General features: G+C 35.8%; 13 protein-coding genes. 2 read left to right on the top strand and 11 right to left on the bottom strand.

All coding sequences use genetic code 11. The annotated features are described in order from the left end of the window. Positions 1-341: 341 nt before the first annotated feature. The 8 genes from BXY75_RS13110 to BXY75_RS13070 form a co-directional block, all read right to left on the bottom strand. The gene (locus BXY75_RS13110; protein WP_121908217.1) at positions 342-1,337 is read right to left on the bottom strand and encodes a hypothetical protein; all 996 of its coding nucleotides are present in this window, start codon (positions 1,335-1,337) and stop codon (positions 342-344) included. A gap of 587 nt (positions 1,338-1,924) precedes the next feature. Further along, complete coding sequence (locus BXY75_RS13100; protein WP_121908215.1) at positions 1,925-3,103, bottom strand: hypothetical protein; 1,179 nt, start codon at positions 3,101-3,103, stop codon at positions 1,925-1,927. 334 nt (positions 3,104-3,437) lie between these two features. Then, positions 3,438-5,357, bottom strand: a complete 1,920-nt coding sequence (locus BXY75_RS13095; RefSeq protein WP_121908214.1) for a beta strand repeat-containing protein — start codon at positions 5,355-5,357, stop codon at positions 3,438-3,440. Positions 5,358-5,898: 541 nt separating this feature from the next. Further along, positions 5,899-7,608: a beta strand repeat-containing protein gene (locus BXY75_RS13090; RefSeq protein WP_121908213.1), complete on the bottom strand. Its 1,710-nt coding sequence runs from the start codon at positions 7,606-7,608 to the stop codon at positions 5,899-5,901. A gap of 549 nt (positions 7,609-8,157) precedes the next feature. Further along, entirely contained in the window at positions 8,158-9,759 is a 1,602-nt protein-coding gene (locus BXY75_RS13085; protein ID WP_121908212.1) for a beta strand repeat-containing protein, read from the bottom strand. Between the two features lie 658 nt (positions 9,760-10,417). Then, positions 10,418-11,416 (bottom strand): hypothetical protein, encoded by a 999-nt coding sequence (locus tag BXY75_RS13080; protein WP_121908211.1) that lies wholly within the window; start codon positions 11,414-11,416, stop codon positions 10,418-10,420. Positions 11,417-11,870: 454 nt separating this feature from the next. Continuing rightward, entirely contained in the window at positions 11,871-14,057 is a 2,187-nt protein-coding gene (locus tag BXY75_RS13075; protein ID WP_121908210.1) for a glutamine synthetase III family protein, read from the bottom strand. Between the two features lie 400 nt (positions 14,058-14,457). After that, on the bottom strand, positions 14,458-15,411 hold the full coding sequence (locus BXY75_RS13070) for a calcium/sodium antiporter (RefSeq protein ID WP_121908209.1): 954 nt from the start codon (positions 15,409-15,411) through the stop codon (positions 14,458-14,460). Between the two features lie 158 nt (positions 15,412-15,569). Here BXY75_RS13070 and BXY75_RS13065 point away from each other — a divergent pair, with 158 nt between their 5' ends. Next, complete coding sequence (locus BXY75_RS13065) at positions 15,570-15,926, top strand: BlaI/MecI/CopY family transcriptional regulator (protein ID WP_121908208.1); 357 nt, start codon at positions 15,570-15,572, stop codon at positions 15,924-15,926. A 1-nt stretch (position 15,927) separates the two neighbouring features. After that, positions 15,928-18,015, top strand: coding sequence for a M56 family metallopeptidase (locus tag BXY75_RS13060; protein ID WP_121908207.1), 2,088 nt, complete (start codon positions 15,928-15,930; stop codon positions 18,013-18,015). Positions 18,016-18,027: 12 nt separating this feature from the next. On the opposite strand, the gene BXY75_RS13055 is transcribed toward BXY75_RS13060, so the two are convergent. The 3 genes from BXY75_RS13055 to BXY75_RS13045 are packed head-to-tail and all read right to left on the bottom strand — an operon-like array spanning position 18,028 to position 19,758. Then, a complete protein-coding gene (locus BXY75_RS13055; RefSeq protein ID WP_121908206.1) occupies positions 18,028-18,294 on the bottom strand; it encodes an acyl-CoA-binding protein in 267 nt (88 codons plus the stop codon). Next, positions 18,291-18,941, bottom strand: a complete 651-nt coding sequence (locus BXY75_RS13050) for a phosphatidylserine decarboxylase family protein (RefSeq protein WP_121908205.1) — start codon at positions 18,939-18,941, stop codon at positions 18,291-18,293. The genes BXY75_RS13055 and BXY75_RS13050 overlap by 4 nt, the downstream gene beginning before the upstream one ends. Next, positions 18,931-19,758, bottom strand: coding sequence for a phosphatidate cytidylyltransferase (locus tag BXY75_RS13045; protein ID WP_121908204.1), 828 nt, complete (start codon positions 19,756-19,758; stop codon positions 18,931-18,933). Before BXY75_RS13045 ends, BXY75_RS13050 begins: the two co-directional genes overlap by 11 nt.

The raw sequence follows: 19,758 nt of genomic DNA, 5'->3' as shown, positions 1-19,758 counted from the left end.
TAATATTTATAATCACTATCTCTTTAGAAATAGTGATATGATATACATTCAGTATAATTCCATTGAGCATGTTATTTTAAAATGCCGCAGGGATACAATGGAATAGGGATTTGAAGTTTGCTACAATTGAATATTAAGGAGAATATTCTTTAAAAAGAAGTTACATAAGCTATTGCTATTCAGCTTACTATCAAATATCTGAAAAAAAATAATAGCTTCGTTAAAAATCTAGAAATTTTAATGTAGGATTGTACATCAAATAATGGCAAATAAAAAGGGCATTCAAATGAATGCCCTCACTCAACCAGCTTATGCAACTAGTTTGATTAATCCAAACAAGATTAATTATTTTGATTCACATTAGAACCATTATTGTTTCCAACCTGATTGACCATGCTATTATGATCATTTCCCGCTTGGGTAACCATACTCGTATTATCGTTTCCGTTTTGATTTACCATACTCGTTTGCTGCAATCCATCCTGGTCGACATCTGAGTCGTTATTATCTCCAAATTGATTTACAGATGAAATATGTCTATTTCCATCTTGAGTAACATACGAAAAGTTTAAAATTCCATTTTGACTAACAGTAGATTCGTCGCGGTTCCCGGTTTGGAAGGCCGCAGAGTAATTTAAATCACCCATTTGATCTACATCTGAGATATTTCGGTTTCCATCTTGAACCAAATAGGCATAATTGCTTATCCCGGTTTGGTCCACTTCTGAATCATTTCTATTTCCAACTTCAACAACGGTAGAACTGTTGCCGTTTCCAAATTGATTTACATCAGATTCATTTCTGTTGCCAACCTGAAACATTACTGAAAAATTTCCATCCCCATCCTGGCGTACTTCAGAATCATTTAAATCTCCTTGTTGTAATACTCTACTGAAATTGTTATCATTAGGATATCCTTGAAAAACTGTAGAGATGTTATCGTCGCCCAACTGATCTACATCACTGGTATTTGAATTTCCCCATTGCTCCATATAGGATACATTATTATTTCCTGTTTGATCTACATCAGATGTATTGGTATCTCCATCTTGCCAAACATAGGAATCATTCGTAACTCCCGATTGAGAAACTGAACTTATATTATCGTTGCTTAAGAAACCCTGCAACATTGTAGAAGTATTGCTTGTACCATTTTGACTTACTTCGGAATCATTGGAATTTCCAAATTGATCTACGTCCGAATTATTAGTCAAACCTGTTTGAGTGACAGTAGAACCATTTCCATTTCCAACTGAATTCACATCACTTTGATTGAACTGTGCCATCATTAAAGAACCGCACATAAGAGCCGCAAAACTCAAAATCACATTTCTCATAGCTTGAAATTTAAATTAATAAACCTTTATATGATTGATTGAAAAATGCTAAAGAGAAAAATACTTAATCAACATGAAATAACTGTGGGGAAGAAATCTTATGGGATTTCATTTAATCATAAAACTAATTTCAACAATTCAAATGGGGAAATGATATTCTGTTAATCGTGAATCTTAGGTAGGTTCTTTATTCGAATATTCTTACTGGAATCGCCAAAATACTGCATTAATCAATAGAATTTTCAAATACTTCCTCAAATATCGTGAAAAAGAAACTATAAAACAACTCCTTCGGGCTTTAATAATGCAACAAAATTAAATAGCTAAAGACCTCTCCTTTAGGAATATGTAAATTATTATTTGCAATTGAGGAGAAGTAGATTAAAAATTTATAATTAAAATAATCCGAATCATTTTCATTCCAGAATTTCTTGTGAATTACAAGGCATGATTCAACTTCAATAAATTTCAGTTTGATCGTACACTTTATATGTTTTACTTTGGAAAGCTTTCCGAAGTAAACAAAAAAAGGGCCTTCCGAAGAAAGCCCTATATTACTTACCGAGTAGTTCGGTATTAAAAGTTGTTTAGTTACTTTGAATAACCACAGAACCATTTCCATTTCCAAGTTGGCTTACACCACTTACATGGTTGTTTCCATGTTGAGAAACAGAACTATTGTTTAAGTCACCATCTTGTAAAACAGTACTCATATGCATGTCACCACCTTGGTCAACAGAACTATCGTTACCATCACCTAATTGGTCAACATCTGAAGTATTCAACATACCATCATGTTGCTTTACAAAACTGTCGTTAAAGTCTCCTAGTTGGTTTACATCAGAGTCATTGTCGTCTGAATTAAAGTATTGTTCAACTCTAGAGAAGTTGTTATCTCCGGTAGTCAATACAACACTTGTATTGTCATCACCTGTATATCCTTGAGCTACATAAGACCAGTTACCATCACCTATTTGATCTACATCAGAATTATTGTCATTACCTCTCTGATATGCATAACTTTGGTTACTATTTCCAGACTGATTAACATTAGAAATGTTAGCATCCAACCACTGGCCTACTACAGAAATATTATTGTCTCCGGATTGTAAAACCGTTGAAATTCCATTAGTACTATTAGTCGCCTCAAAAAATCCACCTTGATATACTTGAGAGTTGTTCATGTTTCCAATTTGATCTACATTAGAGTTATTATCGTCTCCCTGTTGTAAAACAGTAGAGTTATTAGCATCTCCTCCAACTTGAAATACATCTGAATAGTTATCATCACCATCCTGGAATACATCGCTTATGTGATCGTTAGTAATTTGATGTTGCCAAACAAAAGAAGTGTTATCATCTCCATTCTGATCTACATTACTCGTACTGTTAGTTCCCCATTGATTTACATAAGAATAGTTATCGTCTCCAGTTTGAGTTACAGTGCTCTCATGGTCGTCTCCGTCATTCCAAACGAAAGAATCGTTCGATATACCTGTTTGAGTAACGGTACTCGTATTATCATCACTAGCTCCCAGTGAAAAGGTCAATTGATCTACATCTGAATTATTGTCGGTTCCGTCTTGAGAAACAGTAGAACCATTCGAGTTACCAACCTGATCTACATCAGAATTGTTAGTAAGCCCTATTTGAGTTACTAAGGATCCATTTCCAGCCCCGGTTTGACTGACCGAGCTTGTGTTGCCCTGCCCAAACATCAAAGCCCCACACATGATGGCGGCTGCACTTAACATTACTTTTTTCATAATAGTTTGAATTAAAGGTTAATATTGATTACTTAATTGATTTACACATGAAAGCAGAAAATCTGTATGATATTAGAAAACTGCATATAAGAACCTTTCCAGGAGGTTACTTTGTAATATTAGTGTGGGGTAGAAAAAAGAGGAGAGGTTTGATAACTTATTATGAATCAATCAAATAACGTTAAAAATATCCTAAAAAACAATACGTACTTACACGTATATTACATTGAAATTATTGTTTTTACTTCGGAAAAGCCTTCCGAAGTAAACAAAAAAAAGGGCCTTCCGAAGAAAGCCCTTTATTAAAACCGAATGACTCGGTTATTTATGTCTCTTAGTTACTCTGTGTAACTGTAGAACCATTGTTGTTTCCAATTTGGTTCACCATACTTCCATGGTTGTTTCCAGTTTGAAGAACAGTACTAGTGTTCATGTCACCTGATTGGATAACAGAACTAGTATGATCGAAACCATTTTGATCTACATCACTAATATTATCATCACCAGTTTGAGCAACTGTACTTGTGTTTGTATCTCCAAATTGGTACGTATCACTCGTATTCATATTCCCAGATTGAGCCATGGTACTTGAGTTCATATTACCACCTTGGTTAGTATTACTTACATTGTCATCACCTGTTTGGTCTTCATCTGAAGTGTTAGAATCTCCAATCTGATTGTTACGGCTATAGTTGTTGTCACCTACTTGGTCGATAGTAGAGATGTTTAAATCTCCAGATTGTTGTATAATACCTACGTTACTATCACCTGTTTGAGTAATTGCACCATCGTTATCATCTGCTCCGTCTATAGAGAACAATTGGAATACACCAGCAGCGTTACCATCACCTGTTTGTGTAATAGCAGACTTGTTACGGTCGTTATCTTCAGAAGAAGTACCACGTAGCCCTTGCCATGTTGTAGCACTGTTGTTGTCTCCATTTTGTAATACGTCAGACTCGTTATCATTTCCTAATTGGTCAGTTTCAGATGAGTTACCCATTCCAAATTGGTCTACATCAGAGTTGTTACCGTTTCCTTCTGCGTCTAAAGCTGCTATATTATTATCACCTTGTTGGTTTACATCACTTACATTCATATTCCCTATTTGAGACATAGTACTAGAGTTCATCATCCCTATTTGGTCTGTATCACTATCATTGTCATCTCCTGTTTGATCTTCATCTGAAGTATTATCATCTCCTTCTTGAACAACATTTGAATCGTTATTATTTCCAACTTGATCTACAGTAGAACCGTTGAAATCACCACGCTGACGCACATCACTTTCATTATCGTCACCAGTTTGAACAACAGCACTATTATTATCATCACTATCGGCTCCAGTATCGTACTGATCTGTATGCGCATCGTTATTATCACCAGTTTGTGCTATAGAACTCATGTTACGATCGTTACCATCACTACTATTGCTAAAACCTTGGTGGTTATCAGCATCATTATTGTTACCATTTTGAAGTGTAGAAGCTACGTTGTCATTTCCATATTGACGTGTATCGCTATCATTATTGTCTCCATTCTGGTCAGTATCACTATTGTTATTATCACCAATAGAACGCACATCGTTGTCGTTCATGTTTCCATTTTGGTTAATAGTAGAAATGTTACTCATACCATCTTGTTCCATATCAGAGCTATTGTCGTCTCCAAATTGGTAAGTATCACTTTGGTTATTATCTCCAGTTTGCTCTTCAGTAGCATCATTGAAGTCTCCTTCTTGCCAAACATAGGTATCGTTATTGTCACCTGTTTGATCCTGATCAGAGTCATTATTGTCTCCAACCTGGATGCTAAAACCTATGTTGCTGTTACCCATTTGGTTAATGTCTGATGTGTTATCATCAGATCCATCAGCATCAGTATATTGATCATTGTGAGCAATATTTCCGTTACCATTTTGAGTTACGCTAGATTCATTTCTATCGTTCTCAACTGTAGAAGTACTAAAACCTTGGTGGATAGCTGAATTGTTGTTGTTACCATTTTGGATTACATCGGTTTCGTTATCGTTACCTCTTGAATCTACATCACTCTGATTAGAAATTCCGTTTTGAGCAACATCATTGTCGTTGCTACTTCCTTCCTGATCTACTGTAGAATTGTTCGTTGCTCCCGTTTGAGAAACTAAGGATCCGTTTCCGGCTCCAATTTGATTGACAGAGCTTGTGTTGCCCTGTGCAAACATCATTGCCCCACACATGATGGCTGCTGCACTTAATAGTACTTTTTTCATAATTGTTTGAATTAAATATTAATATTGGTTACTTATTGATTTACGAATTGAATTTCTGAATTACATCAGAAAATAGCATACAGGATCCTATTCTATAGTGGAGGTATACTTAATACTAATAAAACTCTGGGGTAGATAAAAGGTAAGGTTTGGCAACTTATTATGTATCAATCAAATAACGTTAAAATTATCTTAAGAGTCAATACGTAATAACACGTAGAGGTTTAAAAAGATGAAGATTTTTCAGTTTTCACTTACAAAAACCGTCGTTTTTACGATTTATGGTAAAAAACACCTATTAAGTGTGTGATTATCGTAAAAACGTCAAAAGTTAAAATTGTGTTAATATTTAAGAGTAAGCTGTTCTTCTTCAATAGTGTTTCATATTAAAATAATCCGCCATCAGCTTTAAATTGAGCTTCAGAATTATGGCAATTCTTTTCTTTTACTTCGGAAAAAATGACTGTAGTAAACAAAAAAAAGGGCCTTCCGAAGAAAGCCCTTACATCATTACCGAATGACTCGGTTATATATCCATCTCTTAGTTACTTTGAGTAACAATAGAACCATTGCTGTTTCCTAATTGAGTAACAGTACTAGTATGGTTGTTACCAGATTGCATAACATCACTCATGTTCAAGTTTCCGTCTTGCATTACAGTGCTCATGTGCATGTCACCATCCTGGTTCACAGAACTATTGTTATCGTCCCCTAATTGATCTACATCAGAAGTGTTATCAGCTCCATTTTGTTGCTTTACAAAACTTGTATTGTTATCACCTAGTTGGTTAACATCTGAATCGTTATCATCTGAATTAAAGTATTGCTCAACTCTAGAAAAGTTATTGTCTCCAGTTGTTAACACAGTACTAGTATTATTATTACCAGTATATCCTTGAGCTACATAAGACCAGTTACCATCACCAATCTGATCAACGTTAGAGTTGTTGTTGTTACCTCTTTGGTACATATAACTTTGGTTACCATTACCTGTTTGATCAACATCTGAAACGTTAGCATCTAAATATTGTCCAACTACAGAGATATTACTGTCTCCATTTTGTGTAACCGATGAAATTCCGTTTGTACTGTTAGTTGCTTCAAAGAAACCTCCTTGATACACTTGTGAGCTATTAGAATCCCCATTCTGATTTACATCAGAGTTGTTAGAAGTTCCTTGTTGCAACACAGTAGAGTTATTTAAATTCCCAATCTGATCTGCAGTACTAATGTTTAAATCACCATCCTGAGTTACAGAACCAATGTTATCATTCCCATCTTGGTTTACAAAACTACCGTTATCATCACCAGTTTGTGCAACAGCACTATTATTTCTTTCGTTATCAGCACCATCTTGTTGTATTACAGTACTATTGTTGCGATCTCCTGTTTGTGCAACGGTAGAAATGTTTTGTAGGTTGATTTGAGCAACAAAAGAGTTGTTGTCATCTCCAACCTGATCAACATCAGAGTTGTTTGCAGTTCCATCTTGTCCAACAAATGAAGAGTTACCATTTCCAGACTGATCTACATCACTAATATGATCATTCCCACCGGCACCAAAGTATCCTTGAAGTACCTGAGAAGAATTACTATCTCCATTTTGGTCTACATTACTTTTGTTATTAGAACCGTTCTGATCAACTCTTGAAAAGTTCAAGTTACCAATTTGGTATGTATCACTATCGTTTAAAGTTCCAACCTGGTCTTCATCTGAAGTATTATCATCTCCTTCTTGCCAAACATAGGTATTGTTGTTATCACCCGTTTGATCTTGGTCAGAATCATTAAAATCACCTACTTGGATACTAAAACCAACGTTAGCATCACCAGTTTGGGTGATATCTGAGTCATTATCGTCAGATCCTCCAGCACCGGTGTATTGGTCATTATGAGCAAGGTTACCGTTTCCATTTTGAGTTACGCTAGATTCATTTCTATCGTTCTCAACTGTAGAAGTACCAAACCCTTGGTGAATAGATGAGTTGTTATTGTTACCATTTTGGATAACATCAGTTTCGTTATCGTCACCTCTTGAATCTACATCACTCTGATTAGAAATTCCATTCTGAGCAACATCATTGTCGTTGCTACTTCCTTCCTGATCTACAGTAGAATTGTTTGTTGCTCCCGTTTGAGAGACTAAGGATCCGTTTCCGGCTCCAATTTGATTGACAGAACTTGTGTTGCCCTGCGCAAACATCATTGCCCCACACATGATGGCTGCTGCACTTAACATTACTTTTTTCATAATTGTTTGAATTAAATATTAATATTGGTTACTAATTGATTTACGAATTTAATTTCTGAATTACATCAGAAAATAGCATACAGCATCCTATTCTATAGAGGAGGTATACTTAATACTAATAAAACTGTGGGGTAGATAAAAGAAGTGAGGTTTGATTTCTTCTTTTGAATAATTCAAATAACGTTAAAATTATCTTAAGAGGCAATACGTAATAACACGTACTCAAGAATTTAGCTAGTCTTTTATGAGTAAAGACATACTAAAATGTCATTTTTTACGATAGAATGTAAAAAAAATCTATTAAATACACGAAAACCGTAATTTCGATTAAATGTTAAAATTTTGTTAAAAATAAACTTAAACAGTTTGTATTCAGATATGTAATCATTTTTAATAATTTGTTGTTGTTTAAAATTCAGTGGTTTAAATTCTAACAGTTTTCTTCTCTTCGGAAAGCATTCCGATGTAACCAAAAAAAGGGCCTTCCGAAGAAAGCCCTTTAGTTCAACTAGCTTACACAACTAGTCATTATCAATCCAAAACAAAGAATTAGTTACTCTGACTCACCATAGAACTATTCATGTTTCCATTTTGGTTAACAGTACTCATATGATTATCTCCTGTTTGAGTAGTCATACTAACGTTCATATTCCCCATTTGGTCTACATCAGAAATGTTCCCAGTTCCCATCTGACTTAATACTGCATTGTTATCGTTTCCAGTTTGATCTACATTAGATCTGTTTAACGAACCATTTTGAGTGATCAAAATATTGTTAGCATTACCTGTTTGAAAACTATAACTGAAGTTTTGATTTCCATCCTGATCAACATCTGATGTATTATCATTTCCAGTTTGGAAATCGGCTGCATAGTTAATAGTTCCATTCTGATTTACTATAGATCCATTGTTATTACCAGATTGTACTAAGTAAGCGTAGTTACTTGTTCCTATTTGATCCACATCCGAATCATTCATATTTCCAACTTGAATCGCTGTAGAACTGTTTCCATTTCCATTCTGATTAGTATCTGAAAGGTTATCGTCTCCTACTTGAAAAACAACTGAAAAATCTCCGTCACCAATTTGAGAAACAGAAGAAGTATTCATAACTCCTTGTTGTAATACATTCGAGAAGTTTGAATTTCCTCTTTGGATTACATCCGAATCATTATCATCTCCATTCTGAGTTTCGGTAGAATTATTCATAGCACCTCTCTGGTGTACCATTGCATCGTTTCCATCTCCTGTTTGAGTCTGAACTACTACATTGTCGAAACTTGTTCCTGCAAATGTTCCATCCTGATTGCTATTCGCATTGTTCAGGTCTCCAGTTTGCGTTTGAGTAGCATTATTGTTATTTCCTTGCTGACGAGATATTGCATCGTTGAAGTCTCCTAACTGTGTTTGCGTTGCCGTAGAATTGGTCGTTGTGATCAATTGTCTTGCTTCCGCATTGTTGAAATCACCTGTTTGTGTTTGAGTGATTACGTTATCATTGGTGTTAATACCACCCCCTGAACCTTGTTGTCCAAAAGCAGTGTTATCATTACCCGTTTGCAATTGAGTGATTAAGTTTCTAGCAGCACCAGAATTCTGGTTTCCAGTAGCAAGGTTGTTATCTCCAAATTGATCCTGATCGATAAGGTTTCCACCTACTGTTCCGCTCCCCTGATTTGCTTGAGCTTCGTTGTCATTACCTAATTGGTTTTGATCGATCTCATTATTGTTGCTTTTCTGAACCTGAAAAATCGTTCCGAAGATTGCATTTACATTACCTTGTTTTGCATTCGCAAGGTTGTTGTTACCATCCTGAGTTTGTGAAACTGTGTTGTTGTTCCCAACAGTATTGGTAATTGCAACGTTGTCATTTCCTGTTTGCAAAATAGTCGCATCGTTATTGTTTCCATTTGCTGAAGTTGTTCTGGAATCTCCCTGATTAACGGTTGCGTCATTTCTGTTTCCAGTTTGATCTACATCGGAAGTGTTTGTGTTACCTCTCTGAAGCACATCCGAATCGTTTAAATTTCCGGTTTGATTCACAGATGAACCATTTCCATTTCCTTGTTGGGTTACATCACTCGTGTTCATTTGAGCAAACATAATTGTTCCACAAAATAGTGCAGCAGCACTTAGCATTACTTTTTTCATACTTTCTTTTTTTTTAATATTTAGACATTAATTAATATTCCCTACAACTCGGATTGAGCAATAGAATTCTTTAAAAATTGAACATAGTTATGCTCATTTCTAATTTGTGGGGATAAATCGAAAGTTTTCAGAAAAACTAATCTTCGGTTTTATCAAGATTAATTTCTATCAGTAATGTGAGATAAAAAGAACTGATGTTTTTTGTTAGTTGTTTTTAAATCCCTCAGAGATTAGGATTAAAAACAGTTCAAATATGCAAAAAATAATGGTCACTTTTACATCACTCAATGGCCTGTAACATTATTATTTTCGTCTTGTAGGAAAACACTGAGTAATATTTTTTAAAATGGCAGTTATTCTGAATTAAATAAACGTCGAACTACTCCGAATCCTCATTTTTAAGCATATGTTAATCTTTCTATAAATCTTAAATGTTTAAGCTTTTAAAGGTAAAAACTAAACAAAAACAGCTATTTGGTGAAGGACTTTTTATTAAAAAAGAACCAATTGGTTCGAATAATTTCAAATTTAAACATCTTAAATAGTCAAATAATTTGTTTCACTTCGGAAGGCTTTCCGAAGTAAACAAAAAAAGGGCCTTCCGAAGAAAGCCCTTGATTTTAACCGAATAATCTGGTTAATGAAGTTACTTAGTTGTTTAGTTACTTTGTGTAACTGTAGAACCATTACTGTTCCCAATTTGGTTTACAGTACTCACATGGTCATTACCTGTTTGCATTACATCACTTGTATTAAAATCACCTAGTTGATTTACCATACTATCATTTCGTGGACCATTTTGATCTACATTAGAATCGTTGTCGAATCCATCTTGAGATACATCTGAAATGTTGTCATTACCGTCCTGAGTTACATAAGAGAAGTTTAAAACACCATCCTGTAAAACAACAGAACTGTTTCTGTTTCCGGTTTGAAAAGCAGCCGAATAGTTTAAATCTCCTATTTGATCTACATCCGATACATTGTTGTTTCCATCCTGAACTAGATATGCATAATTGCTTATTCCAGTTTGATCAACGGTAGACGTATTTCTATTACCAACCTCAATGACAGTAGAGCTATTCCCATTTCCAATTTGATTAGTATCAGAATCGTTTCTATTACCTACTTGAAAAACTACAGAAAAATTTCCATCCCCATCCTGAAGAACATCAGAATCGTTTCGGTTACCTTGTTGTAAAACATCACTAAAATTGCTGTTGCCAGGACCATAGCCTTGCAATACTGTAGAACTATTTAGATTTCCAATTTGATCTACATCGCTGTTATTAGAATCTCCCCATTGATCCACATACGAATCATTATCATCACCGTTTTGAATTACAGAACTTCCATTACTATCGCCATCCTGCCATACAAAAGAATCGTTATCATCACCGGTTTGTGCAACATCACTCAGGTTACCGTCACTAGAGAACCCTTGAATTACCACTGAAGTATTTGTAATACCAGACTGCGCAACTGTCGAACCATTGTTGTTTCCAATCTGATCTACATCAGAATCATTAGATAATCCTGTTTGTGACACCATTGAAGAATTTCCGTTCCCCACAGAATTGACATCACTCACATTAAATTGTGCCATCATTAAAGATCCGCACATTAGCGCCGCAGCGCTTAAAATCACTTTTCTCATAAGTTTAAAATAAAAGGTTAATATTGGTTTTCTTGTTAAATTATATATTCAAACATCTTTTCTGAATCTCTTCGGAAAGCTGTATGCAAGCCTCTCATTTAAATGTGAAGGCTACTTAAAAAAACATCTGTGGGGTAGTAATAAGAAGTGAAGGTTTGTTGTCTTCTTTTGAATGTGATAAATAACGTGAAAAATCACTTAGCAATCAATACGTGTATACTCGTATTCGCACACTTATCTAAGAATCAACTTGGTATAAGCGTTCAAAAAGCAGGTTTTGACGATATAACGACTCAAATTATCTTTGAAATACACAAAAATCCCACTTTATATATTTAAATAAATATTTTGATCTAAGTCTAGATTTGTTTGGCTTCGGAATGCCTTCCGAAGTGAAAACAAAAAAAGGGCCTTCCGAAGAAAGCCCTTGATGGTACTAATTGTGTTTAAAATACTACTTCGTAAACAACAATTCTCTGTATTTAGTCAATGGCCAAAGTTCATCGTCAACCAACAACTCTAATTTATCACAGTGGTATCTAATCTTCTCAAAGAAAGGTTTTACATCATCACAATATGCAATTGCTAATTTCTCGGTATCGGTGATTTTATTCGCTTTTTTACGCGCTTCAATTAAATTTGTAATATCCGAATTAATCGATTCTATATGAGCACTTATCAACTCGATAAGTCTCATTGGCTCGCTAGCATATTTTTTGAAATCCTTTCCGTAAATATCTTTTAGACCTTTTACATTTTCAATCAATATATTCTGATATCGAATAGTTGTTGGAATTACATGATTTCTAGCAATATCTCCAAGGATACGTCCTTCTATTTGGATTCTTTTTGCATACTCTTCCAATTCGATCTCATAACGCGCCTCCATTTCGACCTTGCTCATAATGCCAAGCCCTTCGAATAATGCAATGGTTTTCTTAGACACCTTAGCTTTCAAAGCTAAAGGAGTAGTCTTATTATTACTCAATCCGCGTTTTTTAGCTTCTTTTTCCCAGGCCTCTCCGTAACCGTCACCTTCAAATCGAATACGTTTTGAATCTTTAATATACTCTCTAAGCACATTAAAAATCGCATCGTCTTTCTTCATCTTTTTGTCCTTGATCAAACCATCGACCTTTTCTTTAAAGTCCATCAATTGCCTAGCAACAATAGCATTTAGTATAGTCATCGGATTCGCACAGTTAGCTGTAGAACCTACTGCTCTAAACTCGAATTTATTTCCTGTGAAGGCGAAAGGAGAAGTTCTGTTACGATCGGTATTATCTAATAATATTTCAGGAATTTTACCAACTACATTCAGCTTAAGATCTGTTTTTTCCTGAGGAGAAAGTTTTCCATTGGTTACTTTTTCTAATTCATCCAGCACTGCTGTTAATTGCGAACCAATAAAGGCCGAAATAATAGCCGGCGGAGCTTCATTTGCACCCAAACGGTGATCATTACTCGCGCTGGCAATAGATGCTCTTAACAACTCTTCATGCTCATTAACCGCTTTTAAGGTGTTGATAAAGAAGGTTAAAAACTGAAGATTCTTCATTGGTGTGCTCCCCGGGCCTAATAAATTGACTCCTGTGTTAGTAGCAAGTGACCAGTTATTGTGTTTTCCACTTCCGTTAACTCCGGCAAATGGCTTTTCATGAAATAACACCTTAAAATGATGTCTATCTGCCACCTTGCTCATTACATCCATTAATAAGGAGTTGTGGTCAACTGCAAGATTGGTTTCTTCAAATATAGGAGCTAATTCAAATTGGTTTGGAGCCACTTCATTGTGACGAGTTTTCACTGGAATACCAAGTAACATACATTCGGTTTCCAGATCTCGCATATAATTAAGTGCACGTGCTGGAATAGAACCAAAGTAATGGTCATCTAATTGTTGACCTTTGGCCGATGTATGTCCTAAAAGCGTTCTTCCTGCCAAGGCAATATCCGGGCGAGAGGCTGCCAATGCACTGTCGATTAGGAAATATTCCTGCTCCCAACCTAAAGTCGCATTCACCTTCGTTACATTTTTATCGAAATATTTTGCCACTGCTGTTGCGGCACTATCAATGGTTTGTAGCGCTCTTAGCAATGGAGTTTTATAATCCAAGGCTTCACCGGTATAGGCAACAAACACAGTAGGAATACATAGTGTTGTTCCGTAGATAAAAGCTGGAGATGTTGGATCCCACGCGGTATAACCACGTGCTTCGAATGTATTACGTATTCCCCCATTCGGGAAACTTGAAGCATCCGGCTCTTGCTGTACTAATTGTCCGCCACCAAATTTTTCGATTGCCTGTCCGTTATCCATAGTTTCGAAAAAAGCATCATGCTTTTCTGCCGTTGCCCCAGTAAGTGGTTGAAACCAGTGTGTATAATGTGTGGCACCTTTTGAAATGGCCCATTCTTTCATACCGGTAGATATATGATCTGCGATATGTCTTTCAATCTTTGACCCCTTATCTACAGCACCCATGACGCTTTGAAACGAATCCTTTGTAAGGTATTGTCGCATTGAATCTTGATTGAATACATTTGATCCGAAAATTGTTGAACGACGTTCCGGTTCTACAACATGGACTGTCTTTCTTTTTAGGGTTTCCTTGACGGCATAAAATCTTAATGTGGACATAGTAGTACTTTTTAAGTGTTTTTAGTTTTAAACATCGCAAAAATATATCTTTTTTCATTACACCCCCTATTTTTTATCAACAACTTGTTAAAAATTACATATTATTTAAGATAGACCCCCCAATTATGGATAAAAAATGAATTCGAAGTTGAATCTGACGTTGAAATTGAAATAATCGTCAGTGGTCAGTGGTCAGTGGTCAGTGGTCAGTGGTCAGTGGTCAGTGGTCAGTGGTCAGTGGTCAGTGGTCAGTGGTCAGTGGTCAGTATGAAAAACAGCATTTCCAAAAAGTTATCGAGAGTAATGCCAAATTAATATCGAGCTCTACCCCTAAAGTCTAGCATCTAGTGCCTTTTGTCTTACATCTATCTTCTTACGTCTTTCGTCTTTCTTCTAGCATCTAACCCGCAAACGCCAGGCTAATAAAGACAGCATAGGCTACGACAATAATTATCCCTTTAATACGGCCTATTTCGAATCGCTTCGGAAGAAATGCAAACGGAATAAGGATGGCTGCAAAACCTAACATCCAGAGGATATCATTGGATAAAATTTCCGAACTTTTAACCGCAATGGGCTGAATAATAGCAGTAAGTCCAAGTACTGAAGCAATATTAAAAATGTTGGATCCAATTAGATTTCCTAATGAAATTGCCTTCTCTTTTTTCAAGGCAGCTATTACCGAAGCTGCTAGTTCAGGTACGCTAGTCCCAATTGCGATCATCGTAACGGCAATTACACGCTCACTAATTCCCATGGCCTGGGCAAGATCTACAGCTCCTGTCACCAACAACTGACTACCAAAATAAAGTGCAACTCCACCTATAAGTAACCAAATAAAAATTTTAAAATTAGATGCCATTGATAAGCCATCATCAACACTATCATCTACCGGTTTTGTTTTACGTTGCTTCTTAGCTCTACTAATTAGGAGATAAAGATATATTCCTAAAATAACGATAAGTCCAACCCCTTCTCCTCTGGTTATTTCCAATCCCGTCCTTAATATAAAGTAAAGACCTATTGAGAGTAGCATCATCACCGGCCAATTGAACTTATAAAAATCCTTATCAATCGACAAAGGTGTGATGATAGCAGTAATTCCAAGTACAAGTCCAATATTGGCAATATTAGATCCAATTACATTTCCCAAAGATATATCGCTAAATCCGTTTAATGCCGCCTGTAAACTCACTAGCAATTCCGGAGCTGATGTCGCAAAAGATACCACAGTAAGTCCGATAACCATCTTGGATAGATGCAATTTAAAGGATAAAGCGACCGAAGAACGCACCAAAAACTCACCTCCTACTACTAATAAGATCAATCCCAGAAATATAAAAAGTAAACTCATATACTAATTTAAGACTGCGAATATACAGATTTGATTTACCATTTGCGAGCCGCAACTTATGGATTTTGGCTCCGTTTAACGAAATTATGTACGATCTGACACAATATAAAACTATAAAAATAGTTGTATAACTATAAAAATAGTTATAACTTTGATTTATGGAGCAACTCACAAATAAAGAAGAAGAGATCATGCAAGCTTTATGGCAGCTTGAAAAAGCTTTTGTAAAAGAAATTGCAGCTATTCTACCAAACGAGAATCATTACAACACGGTTTCCACCATTGTTCGTAATCTGGAAGAGAAAGGTTTTGTATCATATACGGCTTTCGGAAAAACACATCAATACTTTCCCTTAGTTAGTAAAGATGATTATGCAAAAGGATTCATGAATTCTGCCAGCAAACGTTTCTTTAACAACAACTACAAAAGCATGGTTTCATTCTTTGCAAAGGAGGAAAAAATTAGCGCCGGGGAGTTACGTGAAATTTTAGAAATCATCGAAAAAAAACAATAAAATGGAAGTTTTAATCTACTTGGGAAAATCGGCCTTTGTATTGGCATTATTCTATCTGATTTATGTCTTTTTACTTCGGAAGGAAACCTTCTTCAATTCAAACAGACACTTCTTATTAATAGGAATCCCTATTGCCTTGATTATTCCTTTTGTGGAGTTTATTAAAACCATATATATTGAAATTCCAGAACCAATTATCACTAAAAGTGTTGCTGTAACTTCCGAAGCTGATGCTTTTATCAATACAAATGTATTACAACACACAACACCTTTAGTTGAATGGTGGCAAATATTTCTAATTATTTATTTCATTGGCGTCTGTATTATGCTAATTCGCTTTATTAAGCAACTGTTCTCGTTGTTTCAACTATTAAACAAACAAGATTCTGAAGCCGTAGGAACCTGTATACATGTCAGGTCTAAAGACATGATTGCTCCTTTTTCATTCTTCAATTATATTATTTATAATCCCAAACTTCATTCGCGGGAGGAGCTTACAATGATACTTGAGCATGAGCAAATACACGCAGGTGAACGGCATTCAATAGATATCCTAATTGTACATCTATTGCTTGTTTTTCAATGGTGGAATCCGCTGGCATGGGCTTATAAACGTGCCATAACCGATAATCTTGAATTTATTGCAGATCGTAAAACCGTGCCTTTGGTTTCGTCTGCCAGACAATATCAGTTAGCCCTGGTAAGGAACTCATCACCCTTACCAATTCCGGCGCTGACCAATAATTTTTATCAATCTATATCCTGTCTACGCATTTTTGGCAAATCTTTTGCAATAAGAAAACCAATCGGACAGGTAAAAAAACGAATCGTTATGTTAAACAAACACACATCAAATCGAAACAACAGTTGGAAATTGGCAGCAATACTGCCACTATTAGCTGTATTTTTATGGAGTTTCAATGTAAAAGAAGTTGAAAAGTACCGAGAAGATGCAACTGCTTCAGATAGTAGTTCGACTAAAATCTTATCTGATATGGAAGGGAATTCGAATGCTGTGACAAATACTTCAGTAGAAATCCCACAAAAAGAGATCACCTCTTCTGAAGCTTCCACTCTTGAAAAACCAAACAGCAATCTGCTAGCTGCAGTTTCCGAAGAAAAAGAAAATCCTTCCGAAGAAAAAAGAGAAATGACAGCGCAAAACCATAAACAATTTCAAAATATGGCAACACAAGAAATTAGGCTTACTATAAGTAAAGAAACCACTCGAGAACAATTAGAAACAATGAAGAAAGACCTGGAAAGTAAAGGTTTCAGTTTCGACTATTCAAATGTTAGTTACAACAGTAATAACGAAATAACCTCCATTAGTATTAGTTATAAAGATGCAAATGGCAATGCCGGAAACTATTCGGTAAACAGTGACAACCCCATAAATACTATTGTAATCCAATCTAATGGAAATAGTATCTCTGTACGTTCTTCCGGTAACGGCGATTATTCATATAAAAACGACGAGACGATGGAAGAGAGAATGCAGGATCGTGAAAAAATGATGGAAGAAAGAAAGGAAGTTCTAGACCAGAGAAGAGAGGAAATGAATGCGAAAAGAAAGGAAATGCGCACTGAGGCTAATGAACGTCGAAAAGAGATGCGATATGAGTCTAATGACAGTAATGAGGGGACTAGAAAGGAGATGCAAGAAGAAATGGAAGTTAGAAAAGAAGAGATGAAACTGCGTCAAAAGGAGATGCAAACAAGAATGGATAGTATGCGTGGAGATCATGTTGCGCATGAAAATCATACTCACAAAATGTCGAAAGCGCATGAAAAGCACTCAAAACGGACTCAAGCCAACTTGTCACCCGAACATTTAAAGCATATCACAAAAGATGACAGTGATGCCGATCTGGATGCTTTGGTGAATGAATTTAATGCTGATGGCATATCGTTTTCGTACGGCGGACTTAAAAGAAACGAAGCCGGAGAAATTACCAAAATAAAATTAAAGTTAGATAATAATAACGGATCGGTTTCCAAATCCACTTACGATCGAAATGGTAATGCTATAGGAACGATAACGGTAGGGTCACATAATGGAACCACGGTTATGAAAGGATCAAATTAGAAGCTTTCACAATTATTTTCTATATAGGAAGTAATGTTTTACTGCTTCGATGTACAATCGTTTTGCTTCATCGGGAGTTATATTCTTAGCCTGAAATAGCGCATTTGTCTTAAATGCACTGATTAAAGGATTGCTACTGCTGGGTTGATCTATTGAATTTGTTGCTCTTTTATAATACGCATATAGCCGCAGTAAAAAATCGGCCGGATAGGTTTCAGTATGCTCATTTATACTTTGAACAGCGTTGTTAAAGGCAATATCTAGATCTGAAGAGGTCATTTTGAAGCTAAAACTGTTAATCCGCCGCTCACTTTCTGATTCAGCGTTACATTAATCTTAGTGTCTAAGGGTAAAAAGACATCAACGCGAGATCCAAATTTTATAAATCCGCTATCGGTCGCTTGTGAAACCTCCTGCCCTTCCTTGGCATAGTTTACAATTCGTTTCGCCATTGCGCCTGCGATCTGCCTATATAGTACATCGCCAAATCCTTGAGATTTAACGACTACAGTTGTTCTTTCATTTTCTTCGGAAGACTTTGGGTGCCAGGCAACCAGGAATTTACCGGGATGGTATTTACTAAAAACTACTTTCCCACCCACAGGATACCGAGTAACATGCACATTAATGGGTGACATGAATACTGAAACCTGTAATCTTTTTTCCTTAAAATATTCTTTCTCGAAAACTTCTTCTATCACCACAACTTTTCCATCTACAGGTGATAAAACCTGAGAGTCATTAGCAATAAAATTTCTTTTTGGATTTCTGAAGAATTGCAATATCAAAATTAGAAAAACCACAAGAATTCCAACTACAATACCGCGAATCGTATCATTTTCAACGAAAGTCCCCATCAGTAATGTGATGACAATACAAATTGACAATGCGATTAAAATTATTTTATAACCTTCTTTATGAAACATATTCTATAACTTCTAAAAATGCAAATATAAATGGACTCGCATAAACTATACTATCTAATCTGTCGTAAACTCCTCCGTGACCAGGCATTAAAGCTCCACTGTCTTTCACTCCGGCTTGTCGTTTAAACTTGGACTGAATTAAATCTCCAATAGTACCAAAAACTGATACAATTACAGCTAGAGAGATCCAAATCCATAAAGCGTTATTATCAATGGTAGAGATATAATGAGTACTTAAGTATTCAAAGATAAGCAAGCTGGCACATATTGAGCCTACTAAGCCGCCTAGAAATCCTTCAATGGTCTTTTTAGGCGAAATTCGCTCTAGTAATTTATGCCTTCCGAAAGTCTTACCAATAACGAATGCAAAAGTATCGTTAGCCCAAATAAGTACGAATACGCCCATAATATAGTCGGGGCTAAATTCGCCTGTGTGCATGGGAATTAATGTAAGAAAAACGAAACCACTAATGAGGTAGAAAATGACGGCTATATACTTCTTCTTTTCAAACATCGGGATCTTACTAACCCATAGCAAATCCTTAAATAAAAACAGATTCACAAAACAAGATAGAATTAAAAGAAGTGAGACAGCATTTTTATCAAAGACTGCGTAACTTAAAAAGTAGAGTGCGGCTGCGAGCAAGAAGTAAGCGAGATAGCTTCCTAAATGGATAAGCTTTAAAAATTCTCTTAAGGTGATTGCTGCAAGGAAGAAAAAGAGTACCATGAACCACTCGCGCGAGGTAAACATAGAAAAGACAACTATAGCGATGTATAAAACACCAGATATAGTCCGCACGATAACTTCCTTCAT

The organism is Ulvibacter antarcticus (assembly GCF_003688405.1).
Lineage (GTDB): Bacteria > Bacteroidota > Bacteroidia > Flavobacteriales > Flavobacteriaceae > Ulvibacter > Ulvibacter antarcticus.
The sequence above is the reverse complement of the archived record's forward strand: the minus strand, read 5'-3'. Positions and strand labels throughout refer to the sequence as shown.